We start from the raw sequence: 14308 nt of genomic DNA on the forward strand, positions 1-14308 counted from the left end.
CGGACCGTCAGCTCTCGGCGGTGAGCAGGACCTGCACCGTGACCGGGGCGCCGCCGGTGGACACCTCGGCCCGCAGCGGGCCGCCGGAGGCGGGGACCGCCCCCGTCCAGCGGGTGAGGGCGTCGCCCGCGTCGCCGAGCCCGCACATGCCGCCGGTGGCCGACCAGACGGGCGGCTGCGGGGAGGGCCAGGGCATCAGCCCGTTGCCCTCCAGGGCGCGGTCCAGCTCGCGCGGCGGCAGCCGGAAGGCCAGCTGGAGCAGGGGCTTGCCGCTGGCGGCGGACGAGGTGAGGTAGTGGACGTCGCGGGCGTCCGCGGGCACCCGCACGCCGAGCCGGTCGGCGGCGTCCCCCAGCGGCTCGACGCTCCCCGGGCAGGCCCGGGAGTCGGTGGCGGGGAAGGCGGAGGCGGTGGAGAGCTGCCAGTACAGCACCCAGCCGAGGACGGCCGCCACGGCGGCGGGCAGGCCCACGACGAGCAGCGGTCCGAGCCAGCGGGGAGCGGGGTCGGCCTCCGCCTCGTCCTCCGCGCGCGGGGTGATGTCCACGACGGGCTCGGGGTCCTCCGCCCCGCCGGTGCTGCCCATCGCCGCTCCCTCGTGTGCGCCGCCCCCGACGGCCCGTGCCGGGCGGCTCGTGCGGGGCGGCCCGGGTACGGGCGGACCGGGCACGGGCGTCCCGGGCGGGGGGGAAGATCCGTGTGCAGGCCGATGCTAACGGCACAGCGGCGACCGGCGCGGACGCACCGCGGGCGCGCCGCTCACAGCGCCGTTCCGCGGACACTGAGGGCACCGTTCCGCCGGTGAAACAGACGCGAACCGGTCGGGAAACACCACCGTTCGAACCTTCTCGCATGACCACGGGAGCAGGGCCGCGCAGCGGGCGGCCGGACGGCGCACCCCGCCGCATCGTCGTGGTGGGCGGCGGGACGGCCGGCCACCGGCTGGTGCAGCAGCTGGCCGCCCGCGGGGCGTCCGGCGGGCCGGGCTGCGGCCCGGGAGGCGGCACGGGAGGCGGCACGGACGGCGGGCAGGGGGGCCTCCGGGTCACCGTGCTCGGCGAGGAGGCGCACCCCGCGTACAACCGGGTGCTGCTGGCCGAGGTGCTGGCCGGCCGGTACGCGCCCGAGGTGGTGGCGCTGCCGCCGGTTCCGGAGGGGCCGGTGGTGCGGCGCGGGGTGCGGGTGGTCCGGATCGACCGCGCCGAACGGCGGGTGCTCTGCGACGACGGCTCGGCCGTGCCCTACGACGACCTGGTGCTGGCCACCGGCGGCAACCCGGTGCTCCCGCCGCTGCGCGGACTCTTCCTCGACCCCGACGACCGGGACGACCGGGACGGCCCGGACGGCCCGGACGGCCCGGACGGCCCGGCGGGCGCGGGCGGCGCGGCGGGCCGGGGGTACGGGGGGTACGGCGGCACGGGGCACGGCGGCGACCTGCCCGACGGCGCCTTCGCCTTCCGGACGATGGACGACTGCGCCGGCATCGACGCCCACCTGCGGCGGACGGGCCCGACGGCCCGGGCGGTGGTCGTCGGCGGCGGACTGCTGGGCGTCTCGGCGGCGCGGGCGCTGGCGGCGCGCGGCGTGCAGACGGTCCTCGCCCACCAGGGCGAGCACCTGATGGAGCGCCACCTGGACGCGGAGGCGTCCCGGCTGCTGCGGGACCACCTGGCCGGGCTCGGCGTGGAGGTGCACACCGAGTGCCGGGCCCGCGCGGTGCTGACCCGGCGCAGGCGGGTGGCGGCGGTGGAGCTGGCCGACGGCTACCGCCTGGCGGCGGACCTGCTGGTCGTGGCGTGCGGGATCCGCCCCCGCACCGGCCTGGCCCGGGCCGCCGGGCTGGAGGTGCGCCGGGGGGTGGTGGTCGACGACCGGCTGACCACCTCCGACCCGCACGTCCACGCGGTCGGCGACTGCGCGGAGCACCGCGGGACCGTGTACGGCCTGGCGGGCCCGGCCCTCCAGCAGGCCGACCTGCTGGCGCGGCTGCTCGCCGGCCCGGGACCGGCCCCGGCCGGGGTCCCGGAGGCGGCCGCCCCCGCCCCCGCCTACACCGGCAGCCGGCTGCTGACCCGGCTCACCCTGGCCCCTGCCGGGACCCCGGCCGCCGGAGCCCCGGGCGCAGGGACACCGGCCCCGGGGACCCCGGGCGCAGGACCGGCGGCGTTCGACCTGGCGGCGTTCGGCGAGACGGCGCCCGCCGGACCCGGGGACCGGGTGCTGCGGCTGGCCGACGCCACCCGCGGCTCCTACCGCAAGGTCGTGGTCCGCCGCGACGGCCGCGGCGACCGCGTGGTCGGCGGCATCCTCCTCGGCGACCTGGCCACCGTGGGCGCCCTGGCCCACGCCTGGGAGGACGACGAACCGCTGTCCGCCCACCCGCTCCACCTGCTCACCGCCCACGGGAGCGCCCACGCGGGCCCCCGCGGCACCACCCACGGCACGCCCCACGGAGGGAACCCCCGATGACCGACACCCTCGAGAAGCCCGTCGTCGTCCTGGTCGGGTACGGCATGGTCGGCCACCGCCTCCTGGAGGCGCTGGCCGAGAACGGCGCCGCCGCCCGCCTGCGGGTGGTCGTCCTGGCCGAGGAGCCGCGTCCCGCCTACGACCGCGTCCGGCTGACCTCGTACTTCTCCGGCCTCACCGCCGAGGACCTGCTGCTGGGCGAGGAGGGCTTCGCCGAACGGCACGGCTTCGAGGTCCGCCTCGGCGACCCGGCGGTGGCCGTGGACCGGGCCGCCCGCACGGTGACCGCCCGCTCCGGCCTCGTCGTGCGCTACGACACCCTGGTGCTGGCCACCGGCTCGTACCCGTTCGTGCCGCCGGTGGAGGGGAGGGACGCGACGGGCTGCTTCGTCTACCGCACCGTCGAGGACCTGCTCGCCATCGAGGAGTACGCGCGGGGCGCCCGGGTCGGCGCGGTGGTCGGCGGCGGCCTGCTGGGCCTGGAGGCGGCCGGGGCGCTGAAGGGGCTCGGGCTGGAGACGCACGTCGTGGAGTTCGCCCCGCGGCTGATGCCGGTGCAGGTGGACGACGGCGGCGGCGAGGCGCTGCGGCGCACCGTCGAGGAGCTGGGCGTCGTGGTCCACACCGGTGTCGGCACGAAGGCGGTCGCGGTGGACGCGGCGGGCGCCGTCACCGGCATGGCCTTCACCGACGGTTCGGGACTCGCCGCCGACCTGGTGGTCTTCTCCGCGGGCGTGCGCCCCCGCGACGCGCTGGCCCGCGACTGCGGGCTGGAGGTCGGCGAGCGCGGCGGCGTCCGGGTGGACGCGGACTGCCGGTCCGTCACCGACCCGCGGGTCTTCGCGATCGGCGAGTGCGCGCAGGCGGTGGACGGCCGGGTGTACGGCCTGGTCGCGCCCGGGTACGAGATGGCGCAGGCGGTCGCCGCGCAGCTGGCCGGGGGCACGGGCACGTTCACCGGCGCGGACCTCTCCACCAAGCTCAAGCTGCTGGGCGTGGACGTGGCCAGCTTCGGCGACGCCTTCGCCGCCTCCGAGGGCGCCCTGGAGGTCGTGTACTCCGACTCCCGCTCCGGCGTCTACAAGAAGCTGGTGGTCACCGCGGACGGCGCCCTGCTGGGCGGCATCCTGGTCGGCGACGCGGAGGCGTACGCCGCGCTGCGGCCGCTCGCCGGCACCGGCACCCCGCTGCCCGCGCCGCCGGAGGCGCTGGTGCTGCCCGCCGGCGCGGGCGCGCCGGCGGCGCTCGGCCCCTCGGCGCTGCCGGACGACGCGGTGGTCTGCAACTGCCACAACGTCACCAAGGGCGCGGTGCGCGCCGCCGTCGCGGAGCACGCCTGCACCACCGTGCCCGAGGTCAAGGCCTGCACCAGGGCCGGCACCGGCTGCGGCTCCTGCGTGCGGCTGCTGACGTCCCTGGTCCACGACGAGCTGGAGGCGTCCGGCGTCGCCGTCGACCGGGGCCTGTGCCCGTGCTTCGCGCGGACCCGCGCCGAGCTGTACGAGATCGTGCGGGTCACCGGGACCGCCACCCACGCCGAGCTGCTCGACCGGTACGGGCGGGAGGAGGCCCGGGGCGGCGAGGGCTGCGAGGTCTGCAAGCCCACGGTGGCGTCGGTCGTGGCCTCGCTCGCGCCGGAGCTGGACGCCCCGGCGCACATCCTCGACGGCGAGCAGGCGGCCCTGCAGGACACCAACGACCACTTCCTCGCCAACCTGCAGCGGAACGGCTCGTACTCGGTGGTCCCCCGCATCCCCGGCGGCGAGATCACCCCGGAGCGGCTCATCGTGATCGGCGAGGTCGCCCGCGACTTCGGCCTCTATACGAAAATCACCGGCGGGCAGCGGATCGACCTGTTCGGCGCCCGGGTGGACCAGCTGCCGCAGATCTGGTCGCGGCTGGTCGCCGCGGGCTTCGAGTCGGGCCACGCCTACGGCAAGTCGCTGCGGACGGTGAAGTCCTGCGTGGGCTCCACCTGGTGCCGGTACGGGGTGCAGGACTCGGTGGCGATGGCGATCCGGCTGGAGCTGCGCTACCGGGGCCTGCGCTCGCCGCACAAGCTGAAGTCGGCGGTCTCCGGGTGCGCCCGGGAGTGCGCCGAGGCCCGGGGCAAGGACTTCGGCGTCATCGCCACCTCCGCCGGCTGGAACCTCTACGTCGGCGGCAACGGCGGCGCCGACCCCCGCCACGCCGACCTGCTGGCGCAGGACCTGGACGACGAGGGGCTCGTCCGGCTGGTCGACCGGTTCCTGATGTTCTACATCCGCACCGCCGACCGGCTGGAGCGCACCTCCGCCTGGCTGGAGCGGATCGACGGCGGGCTGGACCACGTGCGCGACGTCGTGGTGGGGGACTCGCTCGGGATCTGCGGCGAGCTGGAGGCCCTGATGGCCCGCCACGTCGGCCGCTACCAGGACGAGTGGGCCGCGACCCTCGCCGACCCCGAGCGGCTGCGGCGCTTCGTCTCCTTCGTCAACGCGCCGGGGGTGCCCGACCCCACGGTGCGGTTCGTGCCGGAGCGGGACCAGGTCCGGCCCGACCTGGAGGTGCTGCTCTCCGAGGACGACCTGCTGCGCTCCCTCGACCCCGACGGCCCCGGCCGCGACCGCACCGACCGCCCCGACCGCTCGTCCGACGGCGCGCCCGGCCGCGCCCCGCTCCTGGAGGTCCGCTCCCGATGACCGCTCCCACCGCCGCCCCCGCCGCCTCCCCCGCCGCCGCCTCCCCGGCGGATCCCGGGACCGCCCGCGTGGAGCTGCTGACCGGCGGCGCCTGGGTGCCCGTCTGCGACTGGCCGCTGCTCACCCCGGGCCGCGGGGTGGCCGTGCTGCTGCCCGACGGCCGGCAGGCCGCCGTCTTCCGGGACCGCCGCGACCGGGTGTGGGCGGTCGGCAACCGCGACCCGTTCACCGGCGCCCACGTCCTCTCCCGCGGGCTGCTGGGCTCCGCCGCCGGGGGCGGCCCGTACGTGGCCTCGCCGCTGCTCAAGCAGCGCTTCGACCTGGCCACCGGCGTGTGCCTGGACGACCCGTCGGTCCGCATCCCCGTCCACGCGGTCCGGGTCGCGGACTGACGGGGAAGCACCCTGACGGTCCGTCGGCTGATCCGGGCCGCCGGGCCGTGCCCGGTGGACCGGGCGGCGGTCAGCGCACCCAGCTCCTGAGGGCCTCGGTGTCCAGCACGACGCCGACGGGCTGCGGCAGCCGCACCTCCCTGCCGAAAGGACGGCGGACGAGGGCTCCGCACACGCCCCCCTCGGGCTCGCTGTGGACGAGGACCTCGCAGGAGTCCCGGTCGACCAGCAGGTAGACCGGGATGCCCGCCTCCGCGTAGACGCGGGGCTTGTCCTCCCGGTCCCGCCGGTCGGTGTCGGTGTCGTAGGAAGTGACCTCCAGCACCATCAGGACCCGGTCGGCGTCGGCCCACTCCCCCTGTCCGGCGAAACTCCCCCGAGGTGCGAGCGCGCCGTCCGGCTTGGCGTGCCCCTTCCGGTACGCCTCGACCTTCGGACCCCGCTCCGGGTAGAGCCACAGGTCGGGCCGCTGCTGCATGCAGTGCTCCATGACCCGGCGGACGATCTCGTCGTGGTCCCCGTCCGACACCGCCTTGACCCCCGGCTTCCCGTGGATGAACTCGAGGCGGACGCCCTCGCGGTCGGCGGCGACCGCGATGCGCTCGAACTCCTCGACCAGCATCTGCGGCCGGTCCTCGGTGGCAGTCACCACGCTCTCCTTCCTCCGGGGCGGCGCCGGGACACCGGCGCTCCGCACGGTACTACCGCAGCGGGGACCGGGCCGGGCACTCCGCGCCGGACGCCGGGCGGCGCTCAGCCCGGACCGTCCGGCGCACCCAGGGCGCGCAGGACGGCGTCGGCCATGCCTCGCTCGCCGCGGGCGTTGGGGTGGACCGGCGCGGCGGCGGAGGCCGGGGAGAGCGGCTCGATCCAGCGGACGGCCGCCGGGGAGCACGCGTCGCGGCCCTGCGAGGGCGTCCGGGTGTCGACGTACCGGGCGCCCGCGGCCCCGGCGGCGCGGCGCAGCGCGGCGTCGAGCCGCCGCTCGTGGTCGTGGAGGAAGGCGACGTCGCCCGGGGCCAGGCCCATCAGCGAGGAGCAGGCCGTGCCCGCGCCGGAGGCCGGGACGAGCTCCGGGTAGCCGAGCACGAGGACGCGGGCGTGAGGCGCCCGGCGCCGGACCTCGGTGAGCGCGGCCTCCAGGTCGCGGCCGGCGGTGTCGATCCGCCGCTGGAGCAGGCCGAGGCCGGCGGGGGTGTAGGAGTCGCGGCAGGGGGCGTCGCCGGCGGGCGCGGCGCTGCCGCCGCCCAGGCCGAGGCCGCGCATCACGCCCGCCTGGACGCAGCGGGTGAGGACCTGGATGAAGCCCACGTCGTTGCCGCCGATCCCGACGGTCACCAGTGCGGTGCGCGGCGACAGGGCGGAGAACTGGGCGGGGTTGGCCCCTCCGGGGACGCCCTGGGGCGAGGCGAGGTCGGCGATGACGGCGCCGCTGCAGCTGACGTCGCGGAAGCCGGCCGCCGGCACCCGCAGGGCGCGGGCCACCAGGGCCGGGTAGTTGCGGCCGGAGCGCTCGCAGCCCTCGGGGGTGCCGTGCTGCGGGGGGATGCGCGGGCCGGAGGTGTAGGAGTCGCCGAGCGCGACGTAGGAGCCGTGGAGGGCCGGGGCGCCGCCCCGGGACGCCGGCGGCGGGGCGGCCGTCGCGGCGGGGGAGGCGGCCGGGGAGCCGGTCGCCGAGGGGGCGGCGGCCTCCGGGCCACCCGCCCGGGTGCCGGGGCCCCCGGAGCAGGCGGCGGAGAGCAGGAGGGCGCCGGCCGCGGCGAGGGCGCCGGCGGCGGTGCGCAGGGACCGCACGCGCGGGGGCTTCGTACGCGGGGGCTTCATCGGCGCGGGCCTCCCCAGGTTCCGGTCCGGGCTCGGCGGACGGCCCGTTCCGCGGACCGCACGCCCGTCCCTCGACGGTACGGGGGCGTGCGGCGGGCCGCCCGCCCGGGGTCCCCGGCGGGCGCGTCCGGGACCGGCCCCCGGGCGGACGGGCGCGCGGGGGCCCGGCCGACGGACGGGGGCCCGGCCCGGCACGGCCCGGCCGGGCCCGCGCGGGTCAGTCCGCGCCGCGCTCCTGCTCGGCCAGGAACTGCTCGAAGCGGCGCCCCAGCTCGTCGGCGGACGGCAGGTCCACCTGCTCGGCAAGGAGGCTCTCGCGCCCCTCCGCGCCCGCCACGGCGTCGTACTGGCTCTCCATGCCCCGGATGGCGGTGGGCAGGTCGCCGCCGCCCTCGGCCAGCTGGCCGTCGATGTCCTCGCGGACCTCGGCGACCCGCTCGCGCAGCTCCGTGGCCGGCAGGACCAGGCCGGTGGCGGACTGGACCGCCTCCAGCACGGCGACGGCCGCCGCCGGGTAGGGCGAGCGGGCGACGTAGTGCGGGACGTGCGCGGCGAAGCCGAGCACGTCGTGGCCGGCCTCGGAGAGCCGGTACTCCAGCAGCGCCTGGGCGCTGCCGGGGACCTGCGCCTGCTCGAACCAGCGGGGGTGGCCGGCGGCCAGGTCCAGCCGGTTGCCGTGCGGGGTCAGGCCGACCGGGCGGGTGTGCGGCACGCCCATGGGGATGCCGTGGAAGTCCACCGCGAGCCGCACCCCGAAGCGGACCGCGAGGCCGCGCACGGCGGCGGCGAACCGCTCCCACTCGACGTCCGGCTCCGGGCCGCTGAGCAGCAGGAACGGCGTGCCGGCCGCGTCGCGGACCAGCTGCAGCAGGATCTCGGGCGCCTCGTACTCCGACCAGTGGTCGCGGTCGAAGGTCAGCACGGGCCGGCGTGCCCGGTAGTCCACGAGGCGGTCGTGGTCGAAGCGGGCCACCACCTGCGGGCCGCCCTGCTCCAGCAGGTGCTCGACCACCTGGCCGCCGGTCTCGCCGGCGTCCATGAAGCCCGTGAGGTGGTAGAGCAGGACCAGGCCTGGCGAGGACGCCGCCGTGGCCGCCACCGCCTCCACGCCCTCGCGCTCCAGGTCGTACAGAGCTTCCGGATCGCGCACCGCGAACCCCATCCCTTCCGTTCCGGACGGGCCCCGGCCGTCGGTGCCCGGGAACCCCCTCGGACACCCTCAGCACGGACGGGGGCCGCCGCATTCCCGCACCGCTCCCCGCACCGCCCCCCGCACCGCGGATCCGGCCCGCGCCCCCGCGCGGCGGCGGCGAAACCGCTGGCCGGAGGCGTCCCGGGCCCGTCCGCGGGCCGGGCGCCGACCACCCGGGGACGGCGGTCGGCGCGCGCCGCGGCCCCGCGCGCCGGTGTCGGCGCGCCGCGGGATGACGCACGGCCCGCAGGCAGGTATCGTCCTCTCGCTGCCCGGCATCTTCCTCCTGCCGGAGGCAGCCCCCTCCTCGCATCTTGCCTTCACCTGGCCGCCTGCTTCCTCACGCGCATCGTTCCCTCCCCGGCCATCACGCGGACCGACACTGTCCCCCCGCTCCCCCTGCCCCGGGCGGCCCTCCGGCCTGCCCCGGACCGGGCCAGGCGTCGGGGCGGTCGCCCGCACCTTCCTCCTGGCCGGACCGCGGCAGGAGCCCTCTTCTCGTCGAAGGACCGAAGGCCCGTGCCCGTCTCCGTCACCCTCACCGGCCGCGTGGTGCGGCTGGAGCCGCTCACCGAGCAGCACGCCCCGGCCCTGGCCGCCGCCGCGGCCGAGGACCGCACGGCGTACGCGTTCACGCCCGTGCCGCACGGGCTGGACGCGGCCCGCGCGTACATCGCCTCCGCCCTGGCCGACCAGGCCGCCGGCCGGGCGCTGCCGTTCGCCACCGTCCGGGTGTCCGACGGACTGGTGGTGGGCTCGACCCGCTTCACCGAGCTGGACTACTGGGAGGGGCCGGTGGTCTGGCCGCCGGCCCCGCGCGGTCCGGTCGGCGACCCGTGGGCCGCCGTGCCGGACGCCGCCGAGATCGGCGGCACCTGGCTCTCGGCCCGCGCGCAGGGCACCGGGATCAACACCGAGGCCAAGCTGCTGATGCTCCGGCACGCCTTCGAGACCTGGGGCGTGCGGCGGATCTCCCTGCGGGCCGACGCCCGCAACCTGCGCTCCCGGGCCGCGATCGAGCGGCTGGGCGCCGTCTGCGAGGGCGTGCGCCGGGCCCACACCCGCGGCCTGGACGGCATGGTCCGGGGGACGGCGTTCTACTCGATCCTGGACGAGGAGTGGCCGGCCGTGCGGGACATCGTCGAGCTGCGGATCGCCGCGTCCCGGGCGCCGAGCGCCCCGGACCACCCCCGGCCGCTGGTCTCGGCCTGACGGCCGGCCCGGGGGCCCCGCGCGCGGCGGGGCCCCCGGGCCGACGCGGCGGGGCCCGGTGCCGTGTCCCCGTGCCGCGTCCCGGCGCCGTGTCCCCGTGCCGCGTCCCGGTGCCGTGTCGCGACGGCGGGTCAGTCCTCCCCGGGCCCGGGCGGCGGGAACGGCGCCTCCCGGGTGCGGCGCCGGGCGGCGGCCCTGACGTCCTCGGGGAGCTGCTCGGCGGCGAGCAGGCCCGGCAGCAGCCCGGGCTCGGTGGTCAGCGCGCGGAAGCACCCCGCCACGGTCACCCGGTGGTCGGGGCGGAACTCCACCGCCACCGGGTCGCCCGCCCGGACCTCCCCGGGCTCGACGACCCGCAGGTAGGCGCCGGGCAGCGCCCGCAGCGTGAACCGCCGCACCCAGCGGCGCTCGTCCAGCCAGACGGCGAAGGTGCCGCAGGGGATGCGCGGCACCGCGACCTCCAGCAGCACCGAGCCGCCGACCCGCCACCGCTCGCCGATGAGCGCGCCGTCCACGTCCAGCCCGGCGGTCGTCAGGTTCTCGCCGAAGGAGCCGTTCGGCAGCTCCCGGCCGAGCTGCGCCTGCCAGGCGTCCAGCGCCTCGCGGGCGTAGGCGTAGACGGCCTGGTCGTCGCCGCCGTGGTGGCGGGTGTCGCAGACGCGGTCGCCCACCAGTCCGCCGCCGAGGCCGCCGCGTTTGGGCCCGGGGGCGCGCACCTCCACCGGGTGGTCCACGGGCCGCTTGTCGATGCCGGTCGTGCCGACGTCGGGTTTGGCGGGGTTGGGGCGGGGGCGGGCCAGGTTCACCGAGAGCAGACGGGCCATGCGGCGGAGCGTAGGCCCGGCGGGGCCCCGGGCGCAGCGGGTTTTCCCGGGGCCGGGCCGCGGCGGCCGGCCGGGCCGGCCCGGGACCGGGCGGGGCGGCCGGGCGGTGGGAGGATCGGGGCATGGCGCGCGACGAGGGGTACCTCCTGGACAACCGGCAGGCCGAGGCGGGCGAGCGGTTCGACGCCCTCGCGGAGCTCTTCGACGCCTCGACCTTCCGCCACCTCGACGACCTGGGCGTCGGCCCCGGCTGGCACTGCTGGGAGGTGGGCGCCGGGGGACCCTCCGTCGTGCGGTGGCTGGGCGGCCGGGTCGGGCCGCGGGGGCGGGTGCTGGCGACCGACATCGACGTCTCCTGGACCCGGGAGGCGGCCGGACCGGTGGTGGAGGTCAGGCGCCACGACGTGGCCGCGGACGAGCCGCCGCGGGAGTCCTTCGACCTGGTGCACGCCCGGCTGGTCCTGGTCCACGTCGCCGACCGGGAGCGGGCGCTGCGGACGATGGCCGGCGCCCTGCGGCCGGGCGGGGTGCTGCTGCTGGAGGACGCCGACCCGGCGATGCAGCCGCTCGCCTGCCCCGACGAGCACGGGCCGGAGGAGGAGCTGGCCAACCGGCTGCGCCGCGGCTTCCGGACGCTGCTGGCGGAGCGCGGCGCCGACCTGGCGTACGGGCGGCGGCTGCCCCGGCTGCTGCGGGAGGCGGGCCTGACGGAGGTGCGGGCGGACGCCTGCTTCCCGATCGCCTCGCCCGCGGGGGACCTGCTGGAGGCGGCGACCGTACGGCAGGTGCGGGGGCTGCTGGTGGAGCGGGGGCTGGCCACCGACGAGGAGGTCGACCGGCACCTGGCGAACGTGGAGGCCGGCCGCCTGGACCTGGCGACCTCGCCCATGGTGTCCGCCTGGGGCCGCCGCCCCTGAGAGGGCCGGTCAGGGGGCCGGCGGGGAGTCCGGGAGCCCGAGGAGGTCGGCCGCCTCCTCCACCGTGTGGGCGAAGAACGGCCCGGCCGGGTCGGCGGAGCCGACGAGGTGGCCGAAGAGCTCGAAGCTGACCATGCCGAAGAGCTGCGTCCAGGCGGCCAGCCCGCGGGCGAGGAGGGCGGGGTCGACGCCCGGGGCGAGCTGTGCGGCCAGGGCGGACAGCTGGCCGGCGAGCTCCCCCTCGGGGACGCGCGCCCCCGGCCGCCCCCCGGCCGGCGCGTCGCGCAGGACCGCCGCCATGGCCAGGGCGACCCGGGCGGCGGGCTCGACGGTGGCCTGCGGCGCCCGGTAGCCGGGCACGGGGGTGCCGTAGACGAGGGCGTACTCGTGGGGGTGCGCGAGCGCCCAGTCCCGCACGGCGTGGCACAGGGCCCGCCACCGCGCGCGGGCGTCGCCGGGGGGCGCGGCGGCGACGGCGGCCTCGGCCCGCTCCCCCAGGGCGTCGTAGGCGTCGATGATCAGCGCGGTGAGCAGGTCGTCGCGGCTGGGGAAGTACCGGTAGAGCGCCGAGGAGACCATGCCCAGCTCGCGGGCGACGGCGCGCAGCGAGAGCTTCTGGGCGCCGTCGGCGGCGAGCTGCCGGCGGGCCTCCTCCTTGATCTCGAGGGTGAGTTCCTCACGGGCCCGCTGTCGGGCGGTTCGCGTCGCAGCCATGGGGGGCAGTCTGCCACGGATCGGAGCGGTGCGCACAGACGAGAGCACTGCTCTTGACAGCCTCCGGCGACCGGTGCCACAGTCATGGCAGACGAACCGAGAGCACCGCTCTCGAAAATCTCCCGAGGAGCCCGCCATGTCCGACGCCGCCGCGCCCCAGCCGACCCGCTACGTCCGGCCGGGCGGCCTCACCGACAAGGTCTTCAACCGCCTCGTGGCCGCCGCCACCCGGGCCGGGCTCAGCGTCTGGGGCTCCCGGGTGCTCGCCGTCCGGGGGCGCAAGAGCGGCGAGTGGCGCACCACCCCGGTCAACCTGCTCGCCCACGGCGGCGAGCGCTACCTGGTCGCGCCCCGCGGCCACACCCAGTGGGTGCGCAACATCCGGGTGGCGGGCGGCGGCGAGCTGCGGCTCGGCCGGCGGGTGGAGGAGTTCCGGGCGGCGGAGCTGGCCGACGCCGACAAGCCCGAGGTGCTGCGGGCGTACCTGAAGCGGTGGAAGTTCGAGGTCGGGGTGTTCTTCGACGGCGTCGGCCCCGACGCGTCCGACGCCGAGCTGCTGCGCATCGCCCCCGGCTACCCCGTCTTCCGCGTGCTGCCCGCCCGGTAGGACCCGGGGCGGGCGCCGGGACCCGACGACCCGCGCACCGGGCCGCCGGGCCGCCGGGCCGCCGGGCCGCCGGGCCGCCGGGAGCAGCGTGCACCCCGCCCCGCGCCGCACGGCCGGCGCCGGGCGGCGGTTCTGTTACGAAGCCGACGGGTGGCCGTGACGGCTCCTGCCGGTGGCCGAGACGAGGTGTTCCTAGCGTCTGCGGTGCCAGCCTCCGGCCGACCGGGCCGGGGGCGCACACCAGGAGATCGAGACATGCCCCCTCGCACGGTCATCCGCTCCGTCCTGCCGCTGGCCCTGGCCGGCCTCACCGCGGCCGGCGTCCTGCTCGCCCCGGCCGCGTCCGCCGCGGGCCGTCCGGCCCCGCCCCCCGCCGGTACGGGCAGCGGCACGGGCGTCACGGGCGGCTCCGCCCCCGCCCCCGCCCGGAGCGCCGCCCCCAGCCCCGTCCCGACCCGGAGCGCCGCCCCCGCCCCCGCCCGGAGCGCCGCCCCCAGCCCCGCCCCGACGCGGAGCGCCGCCCCCGCCTCTCCGCCGGCCGGGAGCAGCGCCCCGTCCGGCACCGGCACCGGGCAGGTCCGGGTCGTGCCCCGGGGCGGCGCGCAGGCGGGCCAGGGCGACACCGGCCCGTCCACCGCGATGACGGTCGGCGGCACCGGACTGGCCGCCGCGGGCGTCGCCGCCGTCGGCCTCGCCGCGCGTCGCCGCCGTGCCGGTGCCCGGGGCTGAGCGCCGCCGGCAGCGCCGCGGCGGGCGCCCCTCGTGGGTGCCCGCCGCGGCGGCCGGCCTGCTCCTCCTCGGGCTGGGCGCCGGAATGGTCGACCGCGCCGCGGACCGGCCCACGGTGCGGATCGCCGCCGCCGCGCCCGGCCACGGGACGGCCGGAGCCGCACCCTCCCGCGCGGCGGCCGGGACCGCCCCGGCGGGCCGCGGCGCACCGCGGCCCGGCGCCGGACCGCCCGCCCGGGCCGTCGCGCGGCCCGTGCGGCTGGCCATCCCGGCGGCCGGGGTGGACGCGCCCGTCCGGGCCCTCGGCCTCAACCCCGACGGCACCCTGGAGGTGCCCTCCGCCGGCCGCGCCGACGAGGTGGGCTGGTACCGCGACGGTCCCGCCCCGGGCGCGACCGGGCCGGCCGTCCTGGTCGGCCACTACGACACCGTGCACGGCCCGGCCGTCTTCCGGCGGCTGCCGTCGCTGGCGCCCGGGGACCGCATCGAGGTCCGGCGCTCGGACGGGACCACCGCGGCCTTCCGGGTCAGCCGGCTGGTCCAGTACCCGAAGAGCGCCTTCCCCACCGCCCTGGTGTACGGCGACACCCGCGGCCCGGAGCTGAGGCTCATCACCTGCGGCGGCACCCTGGGCGCGGGCGGCCACTGGACCGACAACATCATCGTCCTGGCCGAGCCGGCCGGCCCCTGACACCCCCGGCCCTCCTGACGCAAAGTCAGGAGTGTTTCCGGCGGGGACCCGGGGGC

14 protein-coding genes are annotated in these 14308 nt (G+C 78.6%); 8 read left to right on the forward strand and 6 right to left on the reverse strand.

The window, feature by feature from the left end; genetic code table 11:
• Positions 1-7 precede the first annotated feature (7 nt).
• Complete coding sequence (locus LO771_RS09595; protein ID WP_230649807.1) at positions 8-586, reverse strand: hypothetical protein; 579 nt, start codon at positions 584-586, stop codon at positions 8-10.
• Between the two features lie 266 nt (positions 587-852).
• On the opposite strand from LO771_RS09595, the gene LO771_RS09600 reads away from it, so the two are divergent.
• The 3 genes from LO771_RS09600 to nirD are packed head-to-tail and all read left to right on the forward strand — an operon-like array spanning position 853 to position 5542.
• A complete protein-coding gene (locus LO771_RS09600) occupies positions 853-2469 on the forward strand; it encodes an NAD(P)/FAD-dependent oxidoreductase (protein ID WP_230649809.1) in 1617 nt (538 codons plus the stop codon).
• Positions 2466-5150 carry a nitrite reductase large subunit NirB gene (nirB, locus tag LO771_RS09605; protein ID WP_230649812.1) on the forward strand — a complete coding sequence of 895 codons (2685 nt, stop codon included), beginning with the start codon at positions 2466-2468 and terminating at the stop codon, positions 5148-5150. Before LO771_RS09600 ends, nirB begins: the two co-directional genes overlap by 4 nt.
• Positions 5147-5542, forward strand: a complete 396-nt coding sequence (gene nirD / locus LO771_RS09610; RefSeq protein WP_230649815.1) for a nitrite reductase small subunit NirD — start codon at positions 5147-5149, stop codon at positions 5540-5542. Before nirB ends, nirD begins: the two co-directional genes overlap by 4 nt.
• A 70-nt stretch (positions 5543-5612) precedes the next feature.
• Here nirD and LO771_RS09615 read toward each other — a convergent pair whose 3' ends face one another.
• The 3 genes from LO771_RS09615 to LO771_RS09625 form a co-directional block, all read right to left on the reverse strand.
• Positions 5613-6191: a Uma2 family endonuclease gene (locus LO771_RS09615; protein ID WP_230649818.1), complete on the reverse strand. Its 579-nt coding sequence runs from the start codon at positions 6189-6191 to the stop codon at positions 5613-5615.
• 104 nt (positions 6192-6295) lie between these two features.
• Positions 6296-7366, reverse strand: coding sequence for an SGNH/GDSL hydrolase family protein (locus tag LO771_RS09620; protein ID WP_230649820.1), 1071 nt, complete (start codon positions 7364-7366; stop codon positions 6296-6298).
• 217 nt (positions 7367-7583) lie between these two features.
• Positions 7584-8516, reverse strand: coding sequence for a PAC2 family protein (locus LO771_RS09625; protein ID WP_230649822.1), 933 nt, complete (start codon positions 8514-8516; stop codon positions 7584-7586).
• A gap of 561 nt (positions 8517-9077) precedes the next feature.
• On the opposite strand from LO771_RS09625, the gene LO771_RS09630 reads away from it, so the two are divergent.
• Entirely contained in the window at positions 9078-9770 is a 693-nt protein-coding gene (locus tag LO771_RS09630; RefSeq protein ID WP_230649824.1) for a GNAT family N-acetyltransferase, read from the forward strand.
• Between the two features lie 131 nt (positions 9771-9901).
• Here the strand turns inward: LO771_RS09630 and LO771_RS09635 are convergent, their stop codons facing one another.
• Entirely contained in the window at positions 9902-10594 is a 693-nt protein-coding gene (locus LO771_RS09635; RefSeq protein ID WP_230649827.1) for an MOSC domain-containing protein, read from the reverse strand.
• Positions 10595-10716: 122 nt separating this feature from the next.
• Here LO771_RS09635 and LO771_RS09640 point away from each other — a divergent pair, with 122 nt between their 5' ends.
• Positions 10717-11511: a methyltransferase domain-containing protein gene (locus LO771_RS09640; RefSeq protein ID WP_230649830.1), complete on the forward strand. Its 795-nt coding sequence runs from the start codon at positions 10717-10719 to the stop codon at positions 11509-11511.
• Positions 11512-11520: 9 nt separating this feature from the next.
• On the opposite strand, the gene LO771_RS09645 is transcribed toward LO771_RS09640, so the two are convergent.
• On the reverse strand, positions 11521-12225 hold the full coding sequence (locus LO771_RS09645; RefSeq protein WP_230649833.1) for a TetR/AcrR family transcriptional regulator: 705 nt from the start codon (positions 12223-12225) through the stop codon (positions 11521-11523).
• 136 nt (positions 12226-12361) lie between these two features.
• Between LO771_RS09645 and LO771_RS09650 the strand changes: the two genes are divergently transcribed.
• The 3 genes from LO771_RS09650 (at position 12362) to LO771_RS09660 (ending at position 14252) form a co-directional block, all read left to right on the forward strand.
• Positions 12362-12832 carry a nitroreductase family deazaflavin-dependent oxidoreductase gene (locus LO771_RS09650; RefSeq protein WP_230649836.1) on the forward strand — a complete coding sequence of 157 codons (471 nt, stop codon included), beginning with the start codon at positions 12362-12364 and terminating at the stop codon, positions 12830-12832.
• Between the two features lie 255 nt (positions 12833-13087).
• Complete coding sequence (locus LO771_RS09655) at positions 13088-13561, forward strand: hypothetical protein (protein WP_230649839.1); 474 nt, start codon at positions 13088-13090, stop codon at positions 13559-13561.
• Positions 13542-14252, forward strand: a complete 711-nt coding sequence (locus LO771_RS09660) for a class F sortase (protein ID WP_230649841.1) — start codon at positions 13542-13544, stop codon at positions 14250-14252. Before LO771_RS09655 ends, LO771_RS09660 begins: the two co-directional genes overlap by 20 nt.
• The last annotated feature ends 56 nt before the right edge of the window (positions 14253-14308 follow it).

Source organism: Streptacidiphilus sp. ASG 303, from assembly GCF_020991365.1.
In the GTDB taxonomy this organism is placed as follows: Bacteria; Actinomycetota; Actinomycetes; order Streptomycetales; family Streptomycetaceae; genus Peterkaempfera.